General features: G+C 41.4%; 17 protein-coding genes and 2 tRNA genes. 18 read left to right on the plus strand and 1 reads right to left on the minus strand.

The window, feature by feature from the left end; all coding sequences use genetic code 11:
* Positions 1–4: 4 nt before the first annotated feature.
* The 3 genes from HT720_RS04525 to HT720_RS04535 are packed head-to-tail and all read left to right on the plus strand — an operon-like array spanning position 5 to position 3550.
* The gene (locus HT720_RS04525) at positions 5–1540 is read left to right on the plus strand and encodes an ABC transporter ATP-binding protein (protein ID WP_173274842.1); all 1536 of its coding nucleotides are present in this window, start codon (positions 5–7) and stop codon (positions 1538–1540) included.
* Positions 1533–2591: an ABC transporter permease gene (locus tag HT720_RS04530; RefSeq protein ID WP_173274843.1), complete on the plus strand. Its 1059-nt coding sequence runs from the start codon at positions 1533–1535 to the stop codon at positions 2589–2591. Before HT720_RS04525 ends, HT720_RS04530 begins: the two co-directional genes overlap by 8 nt.
* Before the next feature lie 2 nt (positions 2592–2593).
* Complete coding sequence (locus tag HT720_RS04535; protein ID WP_120007870.1) at positions 2594–3550, plus strand: ABC transporter permease; 957 nt, start codon at positions 2594–2596, stop codon at positions 3548–3550.
* A gap of 37 nt (positions 3551–3587) precedes the next feature.
* On the opposite strand, the gene plsY is transcribed toward HT720_RS04535, so the two are convergent.
* Positions 3588–4229 carry a glycerol-3-phosphate 1-O-acyltransferase PlsY gene (gene plsY, locus HT720_RS04540; RefSeq protein ID WP_173274844.1) on the minus strand — a complete coding sequence of 214 codons (642 nt, stop codon included), beginning with the start codon at positions 4227–4229 and terminating at the stop codon, positions 3588–3590.
* Positions 4230–4364: 135 nt separating this feature from the next.
* On the opposite strand from plsY, the gene parE reads away from it, so the two are divergent.
* The 15 genes from parE (at position 4365) to sufD (ending at position 20129) form a co-directional block, all read left to right on the plus strand.
* Positions 4365–6308: a DNA topoisomerase IV subunit B gene (gene parE, locus HT720_RS04545; protein ID WP_049519646.1), complete on the plus strand. Its 1944-nt coding sequence runs from the start codon at positions 4365–4367 to the stop codon at positions 6306–6308.
* Between the two features lie 27 nt (positions 6309–6335).
* Entirely contained in the window at positions 6336–7169 is an 834-nt protein-coding gene (locus tag HT720_RS04550) for an aminoglycoside 6-adenylyltransferase (RefSeq protein WP_173274845.1), read from the plus strand.
* On the plus strand, positions 7150–7884 hold the full coding sequence (locus tag HT720_RS04555) for a type II CAAX endopeptidase family protein (RefSeq protein ID WP_173274846.1): 735 nt from the start codon (positions 7150–7152) through the stop codon (positions 7882–7884). Before HT720_RS04550 ends, HT720_RS04555 begins: the two co-directional genes overlap by 20 nt.
* 52 nt (positions 7885–7936) lie before the next feature.
* Positions 7937–10408 carry a DNA topoisomerase IV subunit A gene (gene parC / locus HT720_RS04560; protein ID WP_173274847.1) on the plus strand — a complete coding sequence of 824 codons (2472 nt, stop codon included), beginning with the start codon at positions 7937–7939 and terminating at the stop codon, positions 10406–10408.
* A 134-nt stretch (positions 10409–10542) separates the two neighbouring features.
* Positions 10543–11565, plus strand: coding sequence for a branched-chain amino acid aminotransferase (locus HT720_RS04565; RefSeq protein WP_173274848.1), 1023 nt, complete (start codon positions 10543–10545; stop codon positions 11563–11565).
* A 22-nt stretch (positions 11566–11587) separates the two neighbouring features.
* On the plus strand, positions 11588–13555 hold the full coding sequence (locus HT720_RS04570) for a peptide ABC transporter substrate-binding protein (protein WP_173274849.1): 1968 nt from the start codon (positions 11588–11590) through the stop codon (positions 13553–13555).
* Positions 13556–13652: 97 nt separating this feature from the next.
* A complete protein-coding gene (locus tag HT720_RS04575) occupies positions 13653–13883 on the plus strand; it encodes a DUF2969 domain-containing protein (protein ID WP_000037110.1) in 231 nt (76 codons plus the stop codon).
* A gap of 49 nt (positions 13884–13932) precedes the next feature.
* Positions 13933–14013 (plus strand) — tRNA-Tyr (locus HT720_RS04580).
* Positions 14014–14022: 9 nt separating this feature from the next.
* Positions 14023–14094, plus strand: a tRNA-Gln gene (locus HT720_RS04585).
* Between the two features lie 161 nt (positions 14095–14255).
* Positions 14256–15458: a 30S ribosomal protein S1 gene (gene rpsA / locus HT720_RS04590; protein ID WP_173274850.1), complete on the plus strand. Its 1203-nt coding sequence runs from the start codon at positions 14256–14258 to the stop codon at positions 15456–15458.
* An 86-nt stretch (positions 15459–15544) separates the two neighbouring features.
* Positions 15545–16042 (plus strand): GAF domain-containing protein, encoded by a 498-nt coding sequence (locus HT720_RS04595; RefSeq protein ID WP_173274851.1) that lies wholly within the window; start codon positions 15545–15547, stop codon positions 16040–16042.
* Positions 16042–17697 carry a DNA polymerase III subunit gamma/tau gene (gene dnaX, locus HT720_RS04600; protein WP_173274852.1) on the plus strand — a complete coding sequence of 552 codons (1656 nt, stop codon included), beginning with the start codon at positions 16042–16044 and terminating at the stop codon, positions 17695–17697. Before HT720_RS04595 ends, dnaX begins: the two co-directional genes overlap by 1 nt.
* A 27-nt stretch (positions 17698–17724) precedes the next feature.
* Positions 17725–17919: a DUF3272 domain-containing protein gene (locus HT720_RS04605; protein ID WP_001041547.1), complete on the plus strand. Its 195-nt coding sequence runs from the start codon at positions 17725–17727 to the stop codon at positions 17917–17919.
* Positions 17920–18068: 149 nt separating this feature from the next.
* Complete coding sequence (gene sufC, locus HT720_RS04610; RefSeq protein ID WP_173274853.1) at positions 18069–18839, plus strand: Fe-S cluster assembly ATPase SufC; 771 nt, start codon at positions 18069–18071, stop codon at positions 18837–18839.
* Between the two features lie 27 nt (positions 18840–18866).
* Entirely contained in the window at positions 18867–20129 is a 1263-nt protein-coding gene (gene sufD, locus HT720_RS04615) for a Fe-S cluster assembly protein SufD (RefSeq protein WP_173274854.1), read from the plus strand.
* Positions 20130–20136: the final 7 nt, after the last annotated feature.

Raw genomic sequence — 20136 nt, forward strand, 5'->3', positions numbered from 1 at the left:
GCACATGGCACACGAAAATGTCATTGAGATGCGTGATATTACCAAGGTGTTTGGTGAATTTGTTGCCAACGACAAAATCAACCTGCACCTACGAAAAGGTGAAATTCATGCACTTTTAGGAGAAAATGGGGCTGGTAAGTCCACGCTCATGAACATGTTAGCAGGGCTTCTTGAACCAACCAGTGGTGAAATTGTGGTCAACGGTCAAGTTGTCAACCTCGACTCACCATCTAAAGCAGCTAGCTTGGGAATCGGAATGGTTCACCAGCACTTTATGTTGGTAGAAGCCTTCACAGTGGCTGAAAACATCATTTTAGGTAGTGAATTGACTAAAAATGGTGTGCTAGATATCGCTGGAGCTAGCAAAGAAATCAAGGCTCTTTCTGAACGTTATGGCTTAGCTGTTGACCCTTCTGCCAAGGTAGCAGACATCTCAGTTGGAGCCCAACAACGTGTAGAAATTTTAAAAACCCTTTATCGGGGGGCTGATATCCTTATCTTTGACGAACCAACGGCTGTTTTGACTCCATCAGAAATTGATGAGTTGATGGCTATTATGAAAAATCTTGTCAAAGAAGGAAAATCAATTATCTTGATCACCCACAAGTTGGACGAGATTCGCGCAGTTTCTGACCGCGTTACAGTTATCCGTCGTGGGAAATCAATTGAAACAGTCGAAATTGCGGGAGCTACCAATGCAGATTTGGCAGAAATGATGGTGGGTCGTTCTGTTTCCTTTAAGACAGAGAAGCAAGCCTCTCAACCAAAAGAAGTGATTTTGTCTATTAAAGACTTGGTGGTCAATGAAAACCGCGGTGTTCCAGCTGTTAAAAATCTGTCCTTGGATGTTCGTTCTGGAGAGATTGTTGGGATTGCGGGGATTGATGGAAATGGTCAGTCTGAACTGATTCAAGCCATTACAGGTCTTCGCAAGGTTGAATCTGGAAGCATTGAGCTAAAAGGAGATTCAATTGTAGGCTTGCATCCACGTCATATTACAGAGTTGAGTGTTGGGCACGTTCCAGAAGACCGTCACCGTGATGGTTTGATTTTGGAAATGATGATTTCTGAAAATATTGCCCTTCAAACCTACTACAAAGAACCACATAGTAAAAATGGAATTTTGAACTATTCAAATATTACTTCTTATGCTAAAAAGTTAATGGAAGAGTTTGATGTTCGTGCTGCCAGTGAATTTGTTCCTGCAGCTGCACTTTCAGGAGGAAATCAACAAAAAGCAATTATTGCTCGTGAAATTGATCGAGATCCTGATCTCCTTATCGTCAGCCAGCCAACTCGTGGGTTGGATGTCGGTGCCATTGAATATATCCACAAGCGCTTGATTGAAGAGCGTGATAATGGGAAGGCTGTTCTTGTTGTCAGCTTTGAGTTGGATGAGATTTTAAACGTCTCAGACCGTATTGCCGTTATCCACGATGGTAAGATTCAAGGTATTGTATCACCAGAAACAACCAATAAACAAGAACTTGGTGTCTTGATGGCTGGTGGAAACTTGGGAAAGGAGAAGAGTGATGTCTAAAAAATTACAACAAATTTCGGTTCCCTTGATTTCTGTCTTCCTAGGAATTTTACTTGGAGCCATTGTCATGTGGATCTTCGGCTATGATGCTATTTGGGGCTACGAAGAATTGTTCTATACAGCCTTTGGCAGTCTGCGTGGAATTGGAGAAATCTTCCGTGCTATGGGACCTTTGGTCTTGATTGGTCTTGGTTTTGCTGTTGCCAGTCGTGCAGGTTTCTTTAACGTCGGACTTCCTGGTCAGGCCTTGGCTGGTTGGATTCTTAGTGGTTGGTTTGCCTTGTCGCATCCAGATATGCCACGTCCGTTTATGATTCTAGCAACCATCGTGATTGCCTTGATTGCTGGTGGGATTGTCGGAGCGATTCCGGGTATTCTTAGAGCCTATCTAGGGACATCAGAGGTTATTGTAACCATCATGATGAACTACATTGTCTTGTATGTAGGAAATGCTTTTATCCATGCCTTCCCTAAAGATTTCATGCAAAGTACAGATTCGACGATTCGTGTCGGAGCTAATGCAACCTACCAGACCCCTTGGTTGGCTGAGTTGACTGGGAATTCACGGATGAATATTGGTATTTTCTTTGCCATCATTGCCGTTGCAGTTATTTGGTTCTTGCTCAAGAAAACAACCCTTGGTTTTGAAATTCGTGCGGTTGGTCTTAATCCTCACGCATCAGAATACGCTGGTATTTCTGCCAAACGGACTATTATCCTATCAATGATTATATCAGGTGCCTTGGCTGGTCTTGGTGGTGCTGTTGAAGGACTTGGAACCTTCCAGAACGTCTATGTTCAAGGGGCATCTTTAGCTGTCGGATTTAACGGTATGGCGGTTAGTCTGCTTGCGGCCAACTCACCAATTGGTATTCTCTTTGCAGCCTTCCTATTTGGTGTTCTCCAAGTTGGAGCCCCTGGTATGAATGCGGCGCAGGTACCGTCTGAGCTTGTCAGCATTGTAACAGCGTCTATTATCTTCTTTGTCAGTGTTCATTATCTTATCGAACGCTTTGTCAAACCGAAAAAACAAGTTAAAGGAGGTAAGTAAAGATGTCTATTACAACCTTGCTCACCCTCTTGGTGTCTTCTATGCTGATTTACTCAGCACCCCTCATCTTTACAAGTATCGGTGGTGTTTTCTCTGAACGTGGTGGTGTAGTAAACGTCGGTCTTGAAGGAATTATGGTTATGGGTGCCTTTTCTGGAGTTGTCTTTAACCTTGAATTTGCAGAACAATTTGGAGCAGCAACTCCATGGCTATCTTTGATAGTTGCAGGATTGGTTGGTGGTGTCTTCTCTATCATCCACGCAGCAGCAACGGTTCATTTCCGTGCAGACCATGTTGTCAGCGGTACGGTATTGAACTTAATGGCGCCTGCCTTGGCTGTTTTCTTAGTGAAAGTTCTTTATAACAAAGGACAAACCGACAACCTAAGTCAGACTTTTGGACGCTTTGACTTCCCAGTCTTGGCAAATATCCCAGTGATTGGTGATATCTTCTTCAAGTCAACTAGTCTACTTGGTTATCTGGCCATTGCCTTCTCATTCCTTGCTTGGTTTATCCTCTTCAAGACTCGCTTTGGTCTTCGTCTCCGCTCTGTCGGTGAACACCCTCAAGCAGCGGACACTTTGGGAATCAATGTCTACAAGATGAGATATTTAGGGGTTATCATTTCAGGTTTCCTAGGTGGAATTGGTGGAGCTATTTATGCTCAATCCATATCAGTTAACTTCTCAGTGACAACTATTGTTGGACCTGGATTTATCGCTCTTGCTGCGATGATCTTCGGAAAATGGAATCCAATCGGAGCCATGCTTTCTAGTCTTTTCTTTGGACTTTCACAAAGTTTGGCTGTTATCGGTTCTCAATTGCCATTCCTACAAGGAGTTCCTGCGGTTTACCTTCAAATCGCACCTTATGTTTTGACAATTCTTGTCTTGGCAGCCTTCTTTGGAAAAGCAGTCGCACCAAAGGCAGATGGTATCAACTATATCAAATCAAAATAAGCATACAAAAAAACGTCAGTTCATTCAAACTGGCGTTTTATTTTTTAGGATCTTGATGGGTTAGGTTCAATCCCCAAGGGACTAAATTTTCAGTCTTGTTTTTGATACGAGCGATATTATCCTTATGACGAATGATAATCAAACTGGCAAGTGCTAGGATAATAGCGATGAAGAGAGGGTCATAATTGCTCAGGATAAAACCAAAAAGTGGAAAGAGTAGAACTCCGATGACAGCCGCGATAGATGCTGTGACACTAGATAGCGAAATCATACTACCAAGATAGAGGGTTCCAAAGAAAACAACTGCAAGGTAGAGACAGAAGACAGGTGCAAATCCGAAAATCACTCCAGCACTGGTCGCGACAGCCTTGCCACCCTTAAATCCTGCAAAGACAGGGAAGGTATGGCCAATAACAGCCAAAAGTCCAAAGATAAGAGGTGAAACACCTTGCAGGTAAAAAATAATCGGAAGAAGCGTTGCTAGGGTTCCTTTGAAAAAGTCAATCACAAATGTTGCCATGCCAGCTTTCTTACCTAAAATGCGAAAGGTATTGGTCGTTCCAGTGTTACCAGAACCATGTTCACGCAGATTGATTTGAAAGAATACTTGTCCAATCCAGAGACCAGACGGAATCGAACCCAGCAGATAGGCTAGGATTAATAAAACTATTGTAATCATACTCCTATTATATCATGAAATGGAGAAGAAAGGCAGAGAATCTCTTCTGAAATTGTCACACCGGAGAAAGAAAAATTTTGCAAAATCCTTGGAAAACCTGTAGAATAGTAAAGATGAACGAATAGGAGGTTCCTTGTGTCAAAAAAGGAAATCAATATTAACAATTATAATGATGACGCCATTCAGGTGCTAGAAGGGTTGGATGCGGTTCGAAAACGTCCAGGTATGTACATTGGGTCGACCGATGGCGCTGGTCTCCATCACCTCGTCTGGGAAATCGTCGACAATGCAGTTGATGAGGCCTTGTCTGGATTTGGTGATCGTATTGATGTGACTATCAATAAAGATGGTAGTTTAACGGTTCAAGACCATGGACGTGGGATGCCGACTGGAATGCACGCTATGGGGATTCCAACAGTTGAGGTAATCTTTACCATTCTTCACGCCGGAGGGAAATTCGGTCAGGGAGGATACAAGACTTCTGGTGGTCTCCATGGGGTTGGATCTTCCGTTGTAAACGCCCTATCAAGCTGGTTGGAAGTTGAAATTACCCGTGATGGAACGGTTTATAAACAACGATTTGAAAATGGGGGCAAGCCTGTTACAACTCTTGAAAAGGTCGGTACAGCACCCAAGTCTAAGACAGGTACTAAGGTTACTTTTATGCCTGACGCGACGATCTTTTCTACGACAGACTTCAAGTACAATACCATTTCAGAGCGTCTCAATGAGTCAGCCTTTCTCTTGAAAAATGTGACCTTGTCTTTGACGGACAAGCGTACAGATGAAGCGATTGAGTTCCATTATGAAAATGGGGTGCAGGACTTTGTTTCTTATCTGAACGAAGATAAGGAAACCTTGACGCCGGTTCTTTACTTTGAAGGTGAAGACAACGGTTTCCAAGTGGAAGTAGCTCTCCAGTACAATGATGGTTTTTCAGATAACATCTTGTCCTTTGTCAATAACGTTCGCACCAAGGACGGTGGAACGCACGAGACAGGACTCAAGTCTGCCATTACAAAGGTTATGAACGACTACGCGCGTAAGACGGGGCTTCTCAAGGAAAAAGATAAAAACCTTGAAGGATCAGACTATCGTGAAGGACTAGCAGCCGTTCTTTCTATCCTTGTTCCTGAAGAACATTTGCAGTTTGAAGGTCAGACCAAGGACAAGCTAGGAAGCCCTCTTGCTCGTCCCGTTGTGGATGGAATTGTAGCTGATAAGTTGACCTTTTTCCTTATGGAAAATGGAGAATTGGCTTCTAATCTTATTCGCAAGGCTATCAAGGCCCGTGATGCTCGCGAAGCGGCACGTAAGGCGCGTGATGAAAGTCGAAATGGTAAGAAAAACAAGAAAGACAAGGGATTGTTATCTGGAAAATTGACCCCAGCTCAGTCCAAGAATCCAGCTAAGAATGAACTCTATCTAGTCGAGGGGGACTCTGCTGGTGGCTCTGCCAAACAAGGTCGTGACCGTAAATTCCAGGCTATACTACCTCTTCGTGGTAAGGTTATTAATACAGCCAAGGCCAAGATGGCGGATATCCTTAAAAATGAAGAAATCAATACCATGATTTATACCATCGGTGCAGGTGTTGGAGCGGACTTCTCTATTGAAGATGCCAACTATGACAAGATCATTATCATGACCGATGCGGATACAGATGGTGCCCATATCCAGACCTTGCTCTTGACATTTTTCTACCGCTACATGCGTCCGCTTGTTGAGGCGGGACATGTCTATATCGCCCTTCCGCCTCTTTACAAGATGTCAAAAGGAAAAGGCAAGAAAGAAGAAGTGGCCTATGCTTGGACGGATGGAGAACTAGAAGAACTCCGCAAGCAGTTTGGTAAAGGTGCTACCCTCCAACGCTATAAAGGGCTTGGTGAGATGAATGCGGACCAGCTTTGGGAAACAACTATGAATCCTGAAACCCGTACCCTCATCCGTGTTACAATCGAAGACTTAGCACGTGCCGAACGTCGTGTCAATGTCCTCATGGGAGATAAGGTCGAACCACGTCGCAAGTGGATTGAAGATAATGTCAAGTTTACGCTGGAAGAAGCGACAGTGTTTTAAATCTGTCTTTAACGAATGGGTATTAACATGAGAACTGAAACAGAAATGCTCGATGTTATTTTAAAAACAGCCAAAACTATACAAGTAGAAGCTGTCGCTATGTCTGGTTCACGGACAAACCAAAATGCTCCAAAAGATGAATTTCAAGACTACGATGTGGTCTATATTGTGGATAACATAGATCATTTAACGAGTGACCTTTCTTGGTTGAATCAGTTTGGAAAACGCATTATCGAGCAAGAAGTTAGTCTTGGTAATCGTCGTCTCTATCTCATGCTCTTTGAAGATGGTAACCGCATTGATTTGACTCTTTGCCCTAAAGAATACATTCAAGAGTGGGTGGGCAGTGAAGCAGGATTCACTGTTTTAGAAGATCCAGAAAATTTATTTGAACCTTATTTCCCAAATCCAGAGCGTTACTGGATGACCCCAGCTATTGAAATGGATTTTAAAAATTCCTGTAATGAATTTTGGTGGGTGTCGGCCTACGTTGTCAAAGGGATTTGTAGGAATCAGCTCATCTACGCGACCGACCATCTCTATGGTATTTGTCAGCAAGAGTTGTTAAAAGTCTTAGCTTGGCAGGTAGCAAGTGATAAGGGAAAAGTAGACGTCGGCAAGAATTATAAGTATCTTTTTAACTATTTACCCACTGGTAAAGAAAAGGAATTTTCAAATCTGCTTGATTTCTCAAGTTTAGATAAAATCACTCAGTCTTTATTTGCTACGATGCAACTTTTCCACCAAGAAGCTCAATACCTTGCTAACAAGATGGAATTTGACTACGATAAGGAAATGGCTGAGAAGATGATTCAGTATGCTGAGGAGAGACTCGAAACAAATGAAACATTTACAAAATAATAAGATAACAAAATTTTTACTGATGAGTTTTCTCATTTCTTGGGGATTTGGTTGGGGATTACTCGCTTTTCTAACGCAAATGAGCCTCTTAAGTCTAACAAGTCCACTAGGAGTTTTTCTCCATTTACTAGGAGGTTTCGGTCCAACCATTGCAGCCATTTCTTGTTTGCCTCAAAAATCCATTAAAAGTATAGTCTCTTTTATCTTAGGGGACTCAAAGAAACATATTTTGTTATTTCTTTTACTAATTTTCGTGCAGACAGGTGTCATTGCTTTCTCATCTAAGGAGCTTAATACGGCTTTTCCACTAGAAAATTTGTTTGTTGTTTTTTTGAGTGCAGTCTGTATTTATGGTGGCGAAGAAGAATTGGGATGGCGAGGCATCTTGCAACCAATTTTGGAAACTAGATTCTCCTTTTGGATCTCCAGTTTGATAACAGGTTGTATTTGGGCAATATGGCATGTACCTTTATGGTTTGTGATTGGAAGTTCCCAAAGTGGGATGCCTTTTATATTATTCAGTCTATTTGCAATTTATCTCAGTATTCTTCTAGCAGCTGTTTTCAAAAAGACTAAGTCGGTCCTTTTTTGCGCCATTTTTCACGGCCTAATCAATACCCTACTTAGCTTATTTGTTATTAAAATTAATCTTTTATTCATTCTAGGATTAGTAGGATTGCTCTTCTTTTCTCACTACCTACAAAGAAACAGTTAAATTTATAAATTATAGATTTACTTTACAATAAAACACTAAAAAGAGAATTATTATGTCCAACATTCAAAACATGTCCCTTGAGGACATTATGGGAGAGCGCTTTGGTCGCTACTCTAAATACATTATTCAAGACCGGGCCTTGCCAGATATTCGTGATGGCTTGAAGCCGGTTCAGCGCCGCATTCTTTATTCTATGAATAAGGATGGTAATACATTTGACAAGAGTTATCGTAAGTCGGCCAAGTCTGTCGGGAACATCATGGGGAATTTCCACCCACACGGTGACAGCTCCATCTATGATGCCATGGTTCGTATGTCTCAGGACTGGAAAAACCGTGAGATTCTAGTTGAAATGCACGGTAATAACGGTTCTATGGATGGAGATCCGCCTGCGGCTATGCGTTATACCGAGGCACGTTTGTCTGAGATTGCTGGTTATCTTCTTCAGGATATCGAGAAAAAGACAGTTCCTTTTGCCTGGAACTTTGACGATACGGAGAAAGAGCCGACGGTTTTACCAGCAGCATTTCCAAATCTCTTGGTAAATGGTTCGACTGGTATTTCGGCTGGTTATGCGACAGATATTCCACCTCATAATTTAGCTGAGGTCATCGATGCGGCGGTTTACATGATTGACCACCCAACTGCAAAGGTTGATAAACTCATGGAATTCTTGCCTGGACCAGACTTCCCGACTGGAGGGATTATCCAGGGTCGTGATGAAATCAAGAAGGCCTATGAAACTGGGAAAGGGCGCGTGGTTGTTCGTTCCAAGACGGAGATTGAAAAGCTAAAAGGTGGTAAGGAACAAATCGTTATCACTGAGATTCCTTATGAAATCAACAAGGCCAATCTAGTCAAGAAAATCGATGATGTTCGTGTCAATAACAAGGTAGCTGGGATTGCTGAGGTTCGTGATGAGTCTGACCGTGACGGTCTTCGTATTGCTATTGAGCTCAAAAAAGACGCTAATACGGAGCTTGTTCTCAATTATCTTTTCAAATACACAGACCTGCAAATCAACTATAACTTTAACATGGTGGCTATTGACAATTTCACGCCTCGTCAGGTTGGGATCGTTCCAATCTTGTCTAGCTACATTGCCCACCGTCGTGAAGTGATTTTGGCGCGTTCACGCTTTGACAAGGAAAAGGCTGAGAAACGTCTCCATATCGTCGAAGGTTTGATTCGCGTGATTTCGATTTTGGATGAAGTCATTGCCCTTATCCGTGCTTCTGAGAATAAGACGGACGCCAAGGAAAACCTCAAAGTCAGCTATGATTTTACAGAAGAGCAGGCTGAGGCCATCGTTACCTTGCAACTATACCGCTTGACCAATACCGATGTGGTTGTCTTGCAAGAAGAAGAAGCAGAACTTCGTGAGAAGATTGCCATGCTTGCGGCGATTATCGGTGATGAGCGGACTATGTACAATCTCATGAAGAAAGAACTTCGTGAGGTTAAGAAGAAGTTTGCGACTCCGCGTTTGAGTGCTTTAGAAGATACTGCGAAAGCAATTGAGATTGATACAGCTAGTCTTATCGCCGAGGAAGATACCTACGTCAGCGTGACCAAGGCAGGTTACATCAAGCGTACCAGTCCACGTTCCTTTGCGGCATCCACTCTGGAAGAAATTGGCAAACGTGATGACGATCGTTTGATCTTTGTACAAGCTGTCAAGACAACCCAGAATCTCTTGATGTTCACTACTCTTGGAAATGTCATTTATCGACCAATCCATGAATTGGCAGATATTCGTTGGAAGGATATCGGAGAGCATTTGAGCCAAACTATTACAAACTTTGAAACGAATGAAGAGATCCTTTATGTGGAAGTAGTGGATCAGTTTGATGATGCGACAACCTACTTTGCGACGACTCGTCTTGGTCAAATCAAACGGGTAGAACGAAAAGAATTCTCTCCATGGCGAACCTACAAGTCTAAGTCTGTCAAGTATGCTAAGCTCAAAGACGAGACAGACCAGATTGTAGCAGTGGCTCCGATTAAACTGGATGATGTTCTCTTGATTAGCCAAAATGGTTATGCCCTTCGTTTCAATATCGAAGAGGTTCCAGTTGTCGGTGCTAAGGCTGCAGGTGTCAAAGCTATGAACCTGAAAGCAGATGATGTCCTCCAATCCGCCTTTATCTGTAATACATCCTCCTTCTATCTCTTGACACAGCGTGGAAGTTTAAAACGTGTTTCTATTGACGAAATTCCGGTAACCAGCCGTGCCAAACGAGGGTTACAAGTCTTGCGTGAGCTAAAAAATAAACCGCATCGTGTCTTCTTAGCAGGAGCAGTTGTAGAACAAGGCTTCGTTGGTGATCTCTTTAGTACAGAAATGGAAGAAAACGACCAAGCTCTGATTGTTCAATCCAACAAAGGAACAATCTATGAAAGCCGATTGCAAGACTTGAATTTGTCAGAACGGACTAGCAACGGTAGTTTCATCTCTGACACGATTTCAGATGAAGAAGTTTTTGACGCTTATCTTAAAGAAGTATTTACTGAAGCTAAATAAGTGAAATGAGGAATCAGTTCTAAGAGCTGGTTCTTTTTATTGAAGAAATTTTCTGAAAATTACAAAATATACTTGCTATTTTAGAAAAATAGTGTAGAATATAAGAAATAGGTTTTTAGAATAAGGAGTGGAATATGACAGTAACGATTGATTGGGAAAACCTTGGTTTCTCCTATATGAAATTACCTTATCGCTATATTGCTCATTTTAAAAATGGACAATGGAATCAAGGAGAGCTTACAGAGGATGCAACTTTGCATATTTCAGAGTCTTCTCCAAGTCTCCACTATGGACAACAAGCATTTGAAGGTTTGAAGGCTTATCGTACTAAGGATGGCAGTGTTCAACTGTTCCGTCCTGATGAAAATGCTAAACGCCTGCAACGTACATGTGACCGTCTCTTGATGCCACAAGTTCCGACAGACATGTTTGTAGAAGCTTGTAAAGCAGTTGTCCGTGCGAATGAAGAATACGTACCACCATACGGAACAGGTGGAACCCTCTATCTTCGCCCTCTTTTGATTGGTGTCGGAGATATTATCGGGGTAAAACCAGCAGAGGAGTATATTTTTACTATCTTTGCTATGCCAGTTGGAAATTACTTTAAGGGTGGTTTGGTCCCAACCAACTTCTTGATTCAGGATGAATACGACCGTGCGGCTCCAAATGGTACAGGTGCGGCTAAGGTTGGTGGAAACTATGCTGCAAGTCTCTTGCCAGGGAAATTGGCCAAGTCACGTCATTTCTCAGATGTTATTTACCTAGATCCATCAACACATACAAAGATTGAAGAAGTTGGATCAGCTAACTTCTTTGGAATTACAGCTGACAATGAGTTTGTAACACCATTGAGTCCATCTATCTTGCCATCTATTACTAAGTATTCTTTGCTTTATTTGGCAGAACACCGCTTGGGCTTGACTCCTATTGAGGGAGATGTCCCAATTGATAACCTGGACCGTTTTGTAGAGGCAGGTGCCTGTGGTACAGCAGCAGTTATTTCGCCAATTGGAGGTATTCAACACGGTAATGATTTCCATGTTTTCTATAGTGAAACAGAAGTTGGTCCTGTGACTCGTAAACTCTATGATGAATTGACAGGTATTCAGTTTGGTGATATTCCAGCGCCAGAAGGTTGGATTGTAAAAGTAGATTAAAAATATATTAAAGGAGATTTTTATGAAATCGAAAAAGTGGCTCTTAACAGCAGGAGTGGTCCTGAGCACAACAGCTCTTTTAGCAGCCTGTGGAAAAGCTGATAAAGAAGCAGATGCTCCGACAACATTTTCTTATGTCTATGCAGTGGATCCAGCATCCTTGGACTACAGCATAGCAACGCGTACATCCACAACAGATATTATCGGGAATGTCGTTGATGGTTTGATGGAAAATGATAAATATGGTAATGTTATTCCTTCTTTGGCTGAGGATTGGTCTGTCTCAAAAGATGGATTGACTTATACCTATAAACTTCGTAAAGGAGTGAAATGGTACACATCAGAAGGCGAAGAATACGCAGAAGTAACAGCCCATGACTTTGTGACAGGACTAAAACACGTCGCTGATGGGAAGTCAGACGGTGTCTCTCTCATCCAAAATTCAATTAAAGGCTTAGACGCCTATATGACTGGTGAAACCAATGATTTCTCTACAGTTGGTGTTAAAGCTTTGGATGACTACACAGTTGAGTATACATTGAATGCGCCAGAAAGTTTCTGGAATTCGAAAGTTACAACAGCGACGATGTTGCCTGTAAATGAAGAGTTTTTAAAGGCATCAGGAAAGAATTATGGAGAGGTTAGCCCAGCAGGGATTCTCTACAATGGTCCTTATTTCTTAAAAACATTGACTTCTAAATCGTTGATTGAATATGAAAAAAATCCAAATTACTGGGATAAAGAAAATGTTAAAATCGAGAAGATTAAATTGACCTACTACGATGGTTCAGATCAGGAGTCTTTGATCCGTAGCTTCTCCTCTGGTGCTTATACGACAGCCCGTCTCTTCCCAAGCAGCTCAAACTTTGCTTCAACTTTGGAACAATACGGAGATAAAATCACTTATAGCCCACAGGACTCAAGTAGTTATTACTTCACCTTTAACGTAAATCGTCAGTCATACAATAAAACTGCGAAAACAAGTGAGGAGCAAAAGACTTCTACAAAAGAAGCGATGCTCAATAAGGATTTCCGTCAGGCTATCAACTTTGCCTTCAACCGTCATTCGTATGCTGCCCAGCTAAACGGTGAAGATGGTGCGGACAAGATTATTCGTAACAGCCTTGTTCCAGATAACTTCGTACAAGCAGGTGGTAAGAACTTTGGTCAAATCGCTCAAGCAGAGTTGGTGAACTATGGGGACCAATGGAAAGGTGTTGAGCTAGTTGACGGTAAGGATTCTATCTATAACCCTGACAAGGCTAAAGCTGCTTTCGAAAAAGCTAAGAAAGACTTGGAATCTAAAGGGGTAACCTTCCCAATTCACTTGGATGTCCCGGTTGAACAAACAGATACTATCGCCGTACAACAAAGCAACTCTTTCAAACAGTCCATTGAATCAACTCTTGGTGCTGAAAATGTTGTCATCGATGTGCTTCAAATGACAGATAATGAAAAAGAAACGATTACATCACAAGCGCGTGTTCCTTCTCAAAAAGACTATGATTTGAACAGTACAGGATGGGCTCCAAGCTATCAAGATCCAGCGTCTTACTTGAATATTATGGATCCAAAATCTGGTTCTGCCATGAAACACCTTGGTATTACGAAAGGAAAAGATAAGGATGTTGTAGCTAAACTTGGTTTGGATCAATATAAGAAATTGTTAGAAGATGCTGTTTCTGAGACCACTGACCTAGAGAAGAGATATGAAAAATATGCCAAAGCTCAAGCTTGGTTGACAGATAGTTCATTATTGATGCCAACAGCTTCATCTGGTGGTTCTCCAGTTGTAAGTAACGTAGTACCATTCTCAAAACCATACTCACAAGTTGGTATTAAGGGGGATCCATATATCTTTAAAGGAATGAAATTGCAAAAAGATATTGTTACAACAAAAGAATATGACGAAGCTCTTAAAAAATGGCAAAAAGAAAAATTGGAATCCAATAGCAAATACCAAAAAGAACTAGAAAAACACATTAAATAAAGCAGAAAACTCTATGTCAGACAAGCCTGATATAGAGTTTTTTCTTGCTAGTTTTAGGATTTTCTTGTAAAATAGAAAAAGTGAAGAGAGGTATGAAATGAGTAAGAAAGATAAAAAAATCGAAATTCAAGTAGCAGATGCCAAAGTTAAGGTAGGAAAAGACAGTTTTGAAGGTTATACGTTGACCATTGGTAAAAAAGTTATCGGAGAAATTGCCGAATTAGACGGACAATTTGCCATCATAAAGAATGGGAATGTCGATAGTTTTTATAAAAAATTGGAAAAAGCTGTGGAAATTTTGATTGAAAATTATAATTTAGCAAAATAAGTCTTGTTTTTTTGAAATTTTCATGATATAATAGTCCATGTTGATTGTAGGAGAGATAGCGAAGAGGCTAAACGCGGCGGACTGTAAATCCGCTCCTTCGGGTTCGGGGGTTCGAATCCCTCTCTCTCCATTTCATCAATGGGGTATAGCCAAGCGGTAAGGCAAGGGACTTTGACTCCCTCATGCGTTGGTTCGAATCCAGCTACCCCAGTTCTTAGGTAATGATCAAGATAAAAAGCAAAATATCTTAGGGTATTTTATTTTTATAATTGAAAGACGTGAACGATATAAACATGTCCTTGCGGGTGCTTAGGAAAAAAATTATAAGTATGTCAAGTTTAAGAAAAACTTGATTGTTGGAGGATTTTTTAGATGAACGAATTTGAAGATTTGCTAAATAGCGTTAGCCAAGTTGAGACTGGTGATGTTGTTAGTGCTGAAGTATTGACAGTTGATGCGACTCAAGCTAACGTTGCAATCTCTGGAACTGGTGTTGAAGGTGTCTTGACTCTTCGCGAATTGACAAACGATCGCGATGCAGATATCAATGACTTTGTTAAAGTAGGAGAAGTATTGGATGTTCTTGTACTTCGTCAAGTAGTTGGTAAAGATACTGATACAGTTACATACCTTGTATCTAAAAAACGCCTTGAAGCTCGCAAAGCATGGGACAAACTTGTTGGTCGCGAAGAAGAAGTTGTTACTGTTAAAGGAACTCGTGCCGTTAAAGGTGGACTTTCAGTAGAATTTGAAGGTGTTCGTGGATTTATCCCAGCTTCAATGTTGGATACTCGTTTCGTACGTAACACTGAGCGTTTTGTAGGTCAAGAATTTGAGGCTAAAATCAAAGAAGTTGACGCTAAAGAAAACCGCTTCATCCTTTCACGTCGTGAAGTTGTTGAAGCAGCTACTGCAGCAGCACGCGCTGAAGTATTCGGTAAATTGGCTGTTGGTGATGTTGTAACTGGTAAAGTTGCACGTATCACAAGCTTCGGTGCTTTCATCGACCTTGGTGGTGTTGACGGATTGGTTCACTTGACTGAATTGTCACACGAACGTAACGTATCACCAAAATCAGTTGTAACTGTTGGTGAAGAAATTGAAGTGAAAATCCTTGATTTTAACGAAGAAGAAGGACGCGTATCACTTTCACTTAAAGCAACAACACCTGGACCATGGGATGGCGTTGAGCAAAAATTGGCAAAAGGTGATGTAGTAGAAGGAACAGTTAAACGTTTGACTGACTTCGGTGCATTTGTTGAAGTATTGCCAGGTATCGATGGACTTGTTCACGTATCACAAATTTCACACAAACGTATTGAAAATCCTAAAGAAGCTCTTAAAGTTGGTCAAGAAGTTAAAGTTAAAGTTCTTGAAGTTAACGCAGATGCAGAGCGCGTATCACTTTCTATCAAAGCTCTTGAAGAGCGTCCAGCTCAAGAAGAAGGACAAAAAGAAGAAAAACGTGCTGCTCGTCCACGTCGTCCAAAACGTCAAGAAAAACGTGATTTTGAACTTCCAGAAACACAAACAGGATTCTCAATGGCTGATTTGTTTGGTGATATCGAACTTTAATCAAATTGAAAATTCACAAAATCCTTTGTTTACTAAACAAGGGATTTTTCTTTTGTCTCTGCTCCTTTTTTTGATATAATAGTTCTATGTTAAAATCAGAAAAACAATCACGTTATCAAATGTTGAATGAAGAATTGTCCTTCCTATTGGAAGGCGAAACCAATGTTTTGGCTAATCTTTCCAACGCCAGTGCTCTTCTAAAATCACGCTTTCCCAATACCGTATTTGCAGGTTTTTATTTGTTCGATGGAAAGGAATTGGTTTTAGGTCCCTTCCAAGGAGGTGTTTCCTGCATCCGTATTGCACTAGGAAAGGGTGTTTGTGGTGAGGCGGCTCACTTTCAGGAAACAGTTCTGGTTGGTGATGTAAGGACCTATCCCAACTATATTTCTTGTGACAGTCTAGCTAAAAGTGAAATTGTGGTGCCGATGATAAAGAATAGCCAACTACTTGGAGTTCTGGATTTGGATTCTTCAGAGATTGAGGATTACGATGCTATGGATCGAGATTATTTGGAACAATTTGTCGCGATTTTGCTTGAAAAGACGGAATGGGACTTTACAATGTTTGGGGAAAAATCTTAATGTATCAAGCACTTTATCGAAAATATAGAAGTCAAAACTTCTCCCAGTTGGTTGGTCAAGAAGTTGTGGCTAAGACTCTTAAACAAGCAGTAGAACAAGAGAAAATAAGTCATGCCTATCTTTTTTCTGGTCCTCGTGGAACAGGAAAAACAAGTGTTGCTAAAATCTTTGCCAAGGCTATGAACTGTCCCAATCAAGTGGGTGGTGAACCTTGTAATAACTGCTATATTTGTCAGGCAGTGACGGACGGTAGTTTAGAAGATGTTATCGAAATGGATGCGGCCTCTAATAATGGGGTGGATGAAATCCGTGAAATTCGTGATAAATCTACCTATGCCCCTAGCCTTGCTCGTTATAAGGTTTATATCATAGATGAGGTTCACATGCTGTCTACAGGGGCTTTTAATGCCCTCCTAAAGACGCTGGAAGAGCCAACACAGAATGTAGTCTTTATTTTGGCCACTACTGAATTGCACAAGATTCCTGCGACTATTCTATCCCGTGTGCAACGTTTTGAATTTAAATCAATTAAGACACAGGATATTAAGGAACATATCCACTATATCTTAGAAAAAGAAAATATTAGTTCTGAACCAGAGGCTGTGGAAATCATTGCCAGACGGGCTGAAGGTGGAATGCGGGACGCCTTGTCTATTTTGGATCAAGCCCTGAGTTTGACACAGGGAAATGAATTGACGACTGCCATCTCTGAAGAAATTACTGGCACCATTAGCCTATCAGCCTTGGATGATTATGTGGTTGCCTTGTCTCAACAGGATGTTACCAAGGCCTTGTCTTGCTTAAATCTTCTTTTTGACAATGGCAAGAGCATGACCCGTTTTGTGACCGACCTTTTGCACTATTTAAGAGACTTGTTAATTGTTCAAACAGGTGGAGAAAACACTCATCATAGTCCAGTCTTTGTAGAAAATTTGGCACTTCCTCAAGAAAATCTGTTTGAAATGATTCGCTTAGCGACAGTGAGTTTAGCAGATATTAAGTCTAGTTTGCAGCCCAAGATTTATGCTGAAATGATGACCATTCGTTTAGCGGAAATTAAGCCTGAACTAGCTCTATCAGGGGCAGTTGAACATGAAATTGCTACGCTGAGACAAGAAGTCGCGCGTCTCAAACAAGAACTCGCCAATGTGGGAACTGTGCCTAAGCCAACCAATCCAGCTCTTAGTCGCCCAGCAACAGGCAAGACAGTCTATCGTGTGGATCGCAATAAGGTTCAATCTATCTTACAAGAGGCCGTTGAAAATCCTGATTTAGCACGTCAAAATCTGATTCGCTTGCAGAATGCCTGGGGAGAGGTAATTGAAAGTCTTGGAGGCCCTGATAAGGCTCTGCTAGTTGGTTCTCAACCGGTTGCAGCCAATGAACACCATGCTATTCTTGCTTTTGAATCTAACTTCAATGCTGGTCAAACCATGAAACGAGACAATCTCAACACCATGTTTGGCAATATCCTCAGTCAGGCAGCAGGTTTTTCACCCGAAATTTTGGCCATTTCCATGGAGGAATGGAAAGAAGTTCGCGCAGCCTTTTCAGCCAAAACCAAATCTTCTCAAACTGAAAAAGAAGCAGAAGAAAGCCTGATTCCAGAAGGATTTGAATTTTTGGTTGATAAAGTGAAGGTAGAGGAAGACTAAAGAAAGAATTCATGATACAATAAGTTTATGAATAAACAACAATTTATTATTATGGCGCTGTTTACAGCTGCTGAGACCTATTTTTTCAATGAAGCCTGGATGACTGGCCGCTATATTATGGCAGCCTTTTGGGCAATTTTACTCTTCAGAAATTTTCGTGTCAGTTATGTGATGGGCAAAATCGTTGATGTCATCGATCAGCATTTTAATAGGAAAGACTAGCCCTCAGCTTCCAGACAAAATCAAAGCCTTTTAGGCTTTTTTTTGTTATACTATAAAAGTATATTTATAGACCTTTTACTCTATTTCTGGGGAAATCAGACGTTTTTCTAGTAAGTACTGTAAAGGCCTTGAAAAAGAAAGGAACTATCATGTCAGTATTAGAGATCAAAGATCTTCACGTTGAGATTGAAGGAAAAGAAATTTTAAAAGGGGTTGACCTGACCCTGAAAACAGGAGAAATTGCCGCTATCATGGGACCAAATGGTACTGGTAAATCGACTCTTTCTGCAGCTATCATGGGAAATCCAAACTATGAAGTGACCAAAGGTGAGGTCTTGTTTGATGGCGTAAACATCCTTGAGTTGGAAGTGGATGAGCGTGCGCGTATGGGACTTTTCCTTGCTATGCAATACCCATCAGAAATTCCTGGAATTACCAATGCTGAGTTTCTTCGTGCAGCAATGAATGCTGGTAAAGAAGATGATGAAAAGATTTCAGTTCGTGAGTTTATCACTAAGTTGGACGAGAAAATGGAATTGCTCAACATGAAAGAAGAAATGGCAGAGCGTTACCTCAACGAAGGTTTCTCTGGTGGTGAGAAAAAACGTAATGAAATTCTTCAACTCTTGATGTTGGAACCAACTTTTGCTCTTTTGGATGAGATTGACTCTGGTCTTGATATTGACGCTCTTAAAGTTGTTTCTAAAGGTGTCAATGCCATGCGTGGTGAAGGTTTTGGTGCTATGATCATCACTCACTACCAACGTCTTTTGAACTATATCACACCAGACGTGGTACACGTGATGATGGAAGGTCGTGTTGTCCTTTCTGGTGGTCCAGAATTGGCTGCGCGTTTGGAACGTGAAGGATACGCAAAACTAGCTGAAGAACTTGGCTACGACTACAAGGAAGAATTGTAATTCCCTCGTATCTTTTAGGAGAAGTAAATGACTAAAGAAAATATTAAACTTTTTTCAGAAATGCACGCTGAACCAAGCTGGTTGGCTGACCTCCGTCAAAAAGCTTTTGATAAGATTGAGAGCCTAGAATTACCAGTTATTGAGCGTGTCAAATTCCACCGTTGGAATCTGGGGGATGGGACGATTACAGAAAGCGAGCCATCAGCAAATGTTCCAGATTTCACTGCACTAGATAACCACTTGAAGTTGGTGCAAGTAGGAACGCAAACTGTTTTTGAGCAAATTCCAGTTGAGTTGGCTGAACAGGGTATCATCTTTACAGACTTCCACTCAGCTTTAGAAGAAATTCCAGAGCTTATTGAGGAATTCTTCATGTCATCTGTCAAGTATGACGATGACAAGTTGGCAGCCTACCATACAGCTTATTTCAATAGTGGTGCTGTTCTCTACATTCCTGATAATGTTGAGATTAAAGAACCAATCGAGGGTATTTTCTACCAAGATAGCGATAGCGATGTGCCGTTTAACAAGCATATTATGATTATCGCTGGTAAAAATTCTAAGATTAGTTATCTGGAGCGTTTAGAGTCACGCGGTGAAGGAAGTGCCGAAGCAACTGCCAATATCACAGTAGAAGTAATTGCACGTTCTGGTGCTCAAGTGAAGTTTGCTGCGATTGACCGTCTAGGTGAGAATGTCACAGCTTATATTAGCCGTCGTGGTAAATTAGGAAACGATGCAAGTATTGACTGGGCAATCGGTGTCATGAACGAAGGAAACGTCGTTGCGGATTTTGATAGTGACTTGATTGGTAATGGTAGCCATGCCGACCTTAAAGTGGTAGCTCTTTCAAGTGGCCGTCAGGTTCAAGGGATTGATACGCGAGTGACTAACTATGGTTGCAACTCAATCGGAAATATCCTACAACATGGAGTTATTCTTGAAAAAGCAACCTTAACCTTCAATGGTATTGGCCACATTATCAAGGGTGCCAAGGGAGCAGATGCGCAACAAGAGAGCCGTGTTCTCATGCTTTCAGACCAGGCTCGTTCAGATGCTAACCCAATTCTTTTGATTGACGAAAATGACGTTACTGCAGGTCACGCGGCTTCTATCGGTCAAGTGGATCCAGAAGATATGTACTACCTCATGAGCCGTGGCTTGGATAAGGCAACTGCAGAACGTTTGGTTGTCCGTGGTTTCCTTGGCTCCGTTATCGTTGAGATTCCAGTCAAGGAAGTTCGTGATGAAATGATTGCGACTATCGAAGAAAAATTGTCAAAACGCTAAGGGGTAG

Origin of the sequence: Streptococcus sp. 68 (genome assembly GCF_013277415.1) — a bacterium.
Taxonomy (GTDB): Bacteria; Bacillota; Bacilli; order Lactobacillales; family Streptococcaceae; genus Streptococcus.

Coding starts and splice junctions, on each gene's coding strand:
- plsY (WP_173274844.1), bottom strand. CDS start 4,229: ATGATTACAATAGTTTTATTAATCCTAGCCTATCTGCTGGGTTCGATT.
- HT720_RS04530 (WP_173274843.1), top strand. CDS start 1,533: ATGTCTAAAAAATTACAACAAATTTCGGTTCCCTTGATTTCTGTCTTC.
- sufD (WP_173274854.1), top strand. CDS start 18,867: ATGACTAAAGAAAATATTAAACTTTTTTCAGAAATGCACGCTGAACCA.
- HT720_RS04550 (WP_173274845.1), top strand. CDS start 6,336: ATGAGAACTGAAACAGAAATGCTCGATGTTATTTTAAAAACAGCCAAA.
- parC (WP_173274847.1), top strand. CDS start 7,937: ATGTCCAACATTCAAAACATGTCCCTTGAGGACATTATGGGAGAGCGC.
- HT720_RS04570 (WP_173274849.1), top strand. CDS start 11,588: ATGAAATCGAAAAAGTGGCTCTTAACAGCAGGAGTGGTCCTGAGCACA.
- HT720_RS04565 (WP_173274848.1), top strand. CDS start 10,543: ATGACAGTAACGATTGATTGGGAAAACCTTGGTTTCTCCTATATGAAA.
- HT720_RS04535 (WP_120007870.1), top strand. CDS start 2,594: ATGTCTATTACAACCTTGCTCACCCTCTTGGTGTCTTCTATGCTGATT.
- sufC (WP_173274853.1), top strand. CDS start 18,069: ATGTCAGTATTAGAGATCAAAGATCTTCACGTTGAGATTGAAGGAAAA.
- dnaX (WP_173274852.1), top strand. CDS start 16,042: ATGTATCAAGCACTTTATCGAAAATATAGAAGTCAAAACTTCTCCCAG.
- HT720_RS04605 (WP_001041547.1), top strand. CDS start 17,725: ATGAATAAACAACAATTTATTATTATGGCGCTGTTTACAGCTGCTGAG.
- HT720_RS04575 (WP_000037110.1), top strand. CDS start 13,653: ATGAGTAAGAAAGATAAAAAAATCGAAATTCAAGTAGCAGATGCCAAA.
- HT720_RS04525 (WP_173274842.1), top strand. CDS start 5: ATGGCACACGAAAATGTCATTGAGATGCGTGATATTACCAAGGTGTTT.
- HT720_RS04555 (WP_173274846.1), top strand. CDS start 7,150: ATGAAACATTTACAAAATAATAAGATAACAAAATTTTTACTGATGAGT.
- HT720_RS04595 (WP_173274851.1), top strand. CDS start 15,545: ATGTTAAAATCAGAAAAACAATCACGTTATCAAATGTTGAATGAAGAA.
- rpsA (WP_173274850.1), top strand. CDS start 14,256: ATGAACGAATTTGAAGATTTGCTAAATAGCGTTAGCCAAGTTGAGACT.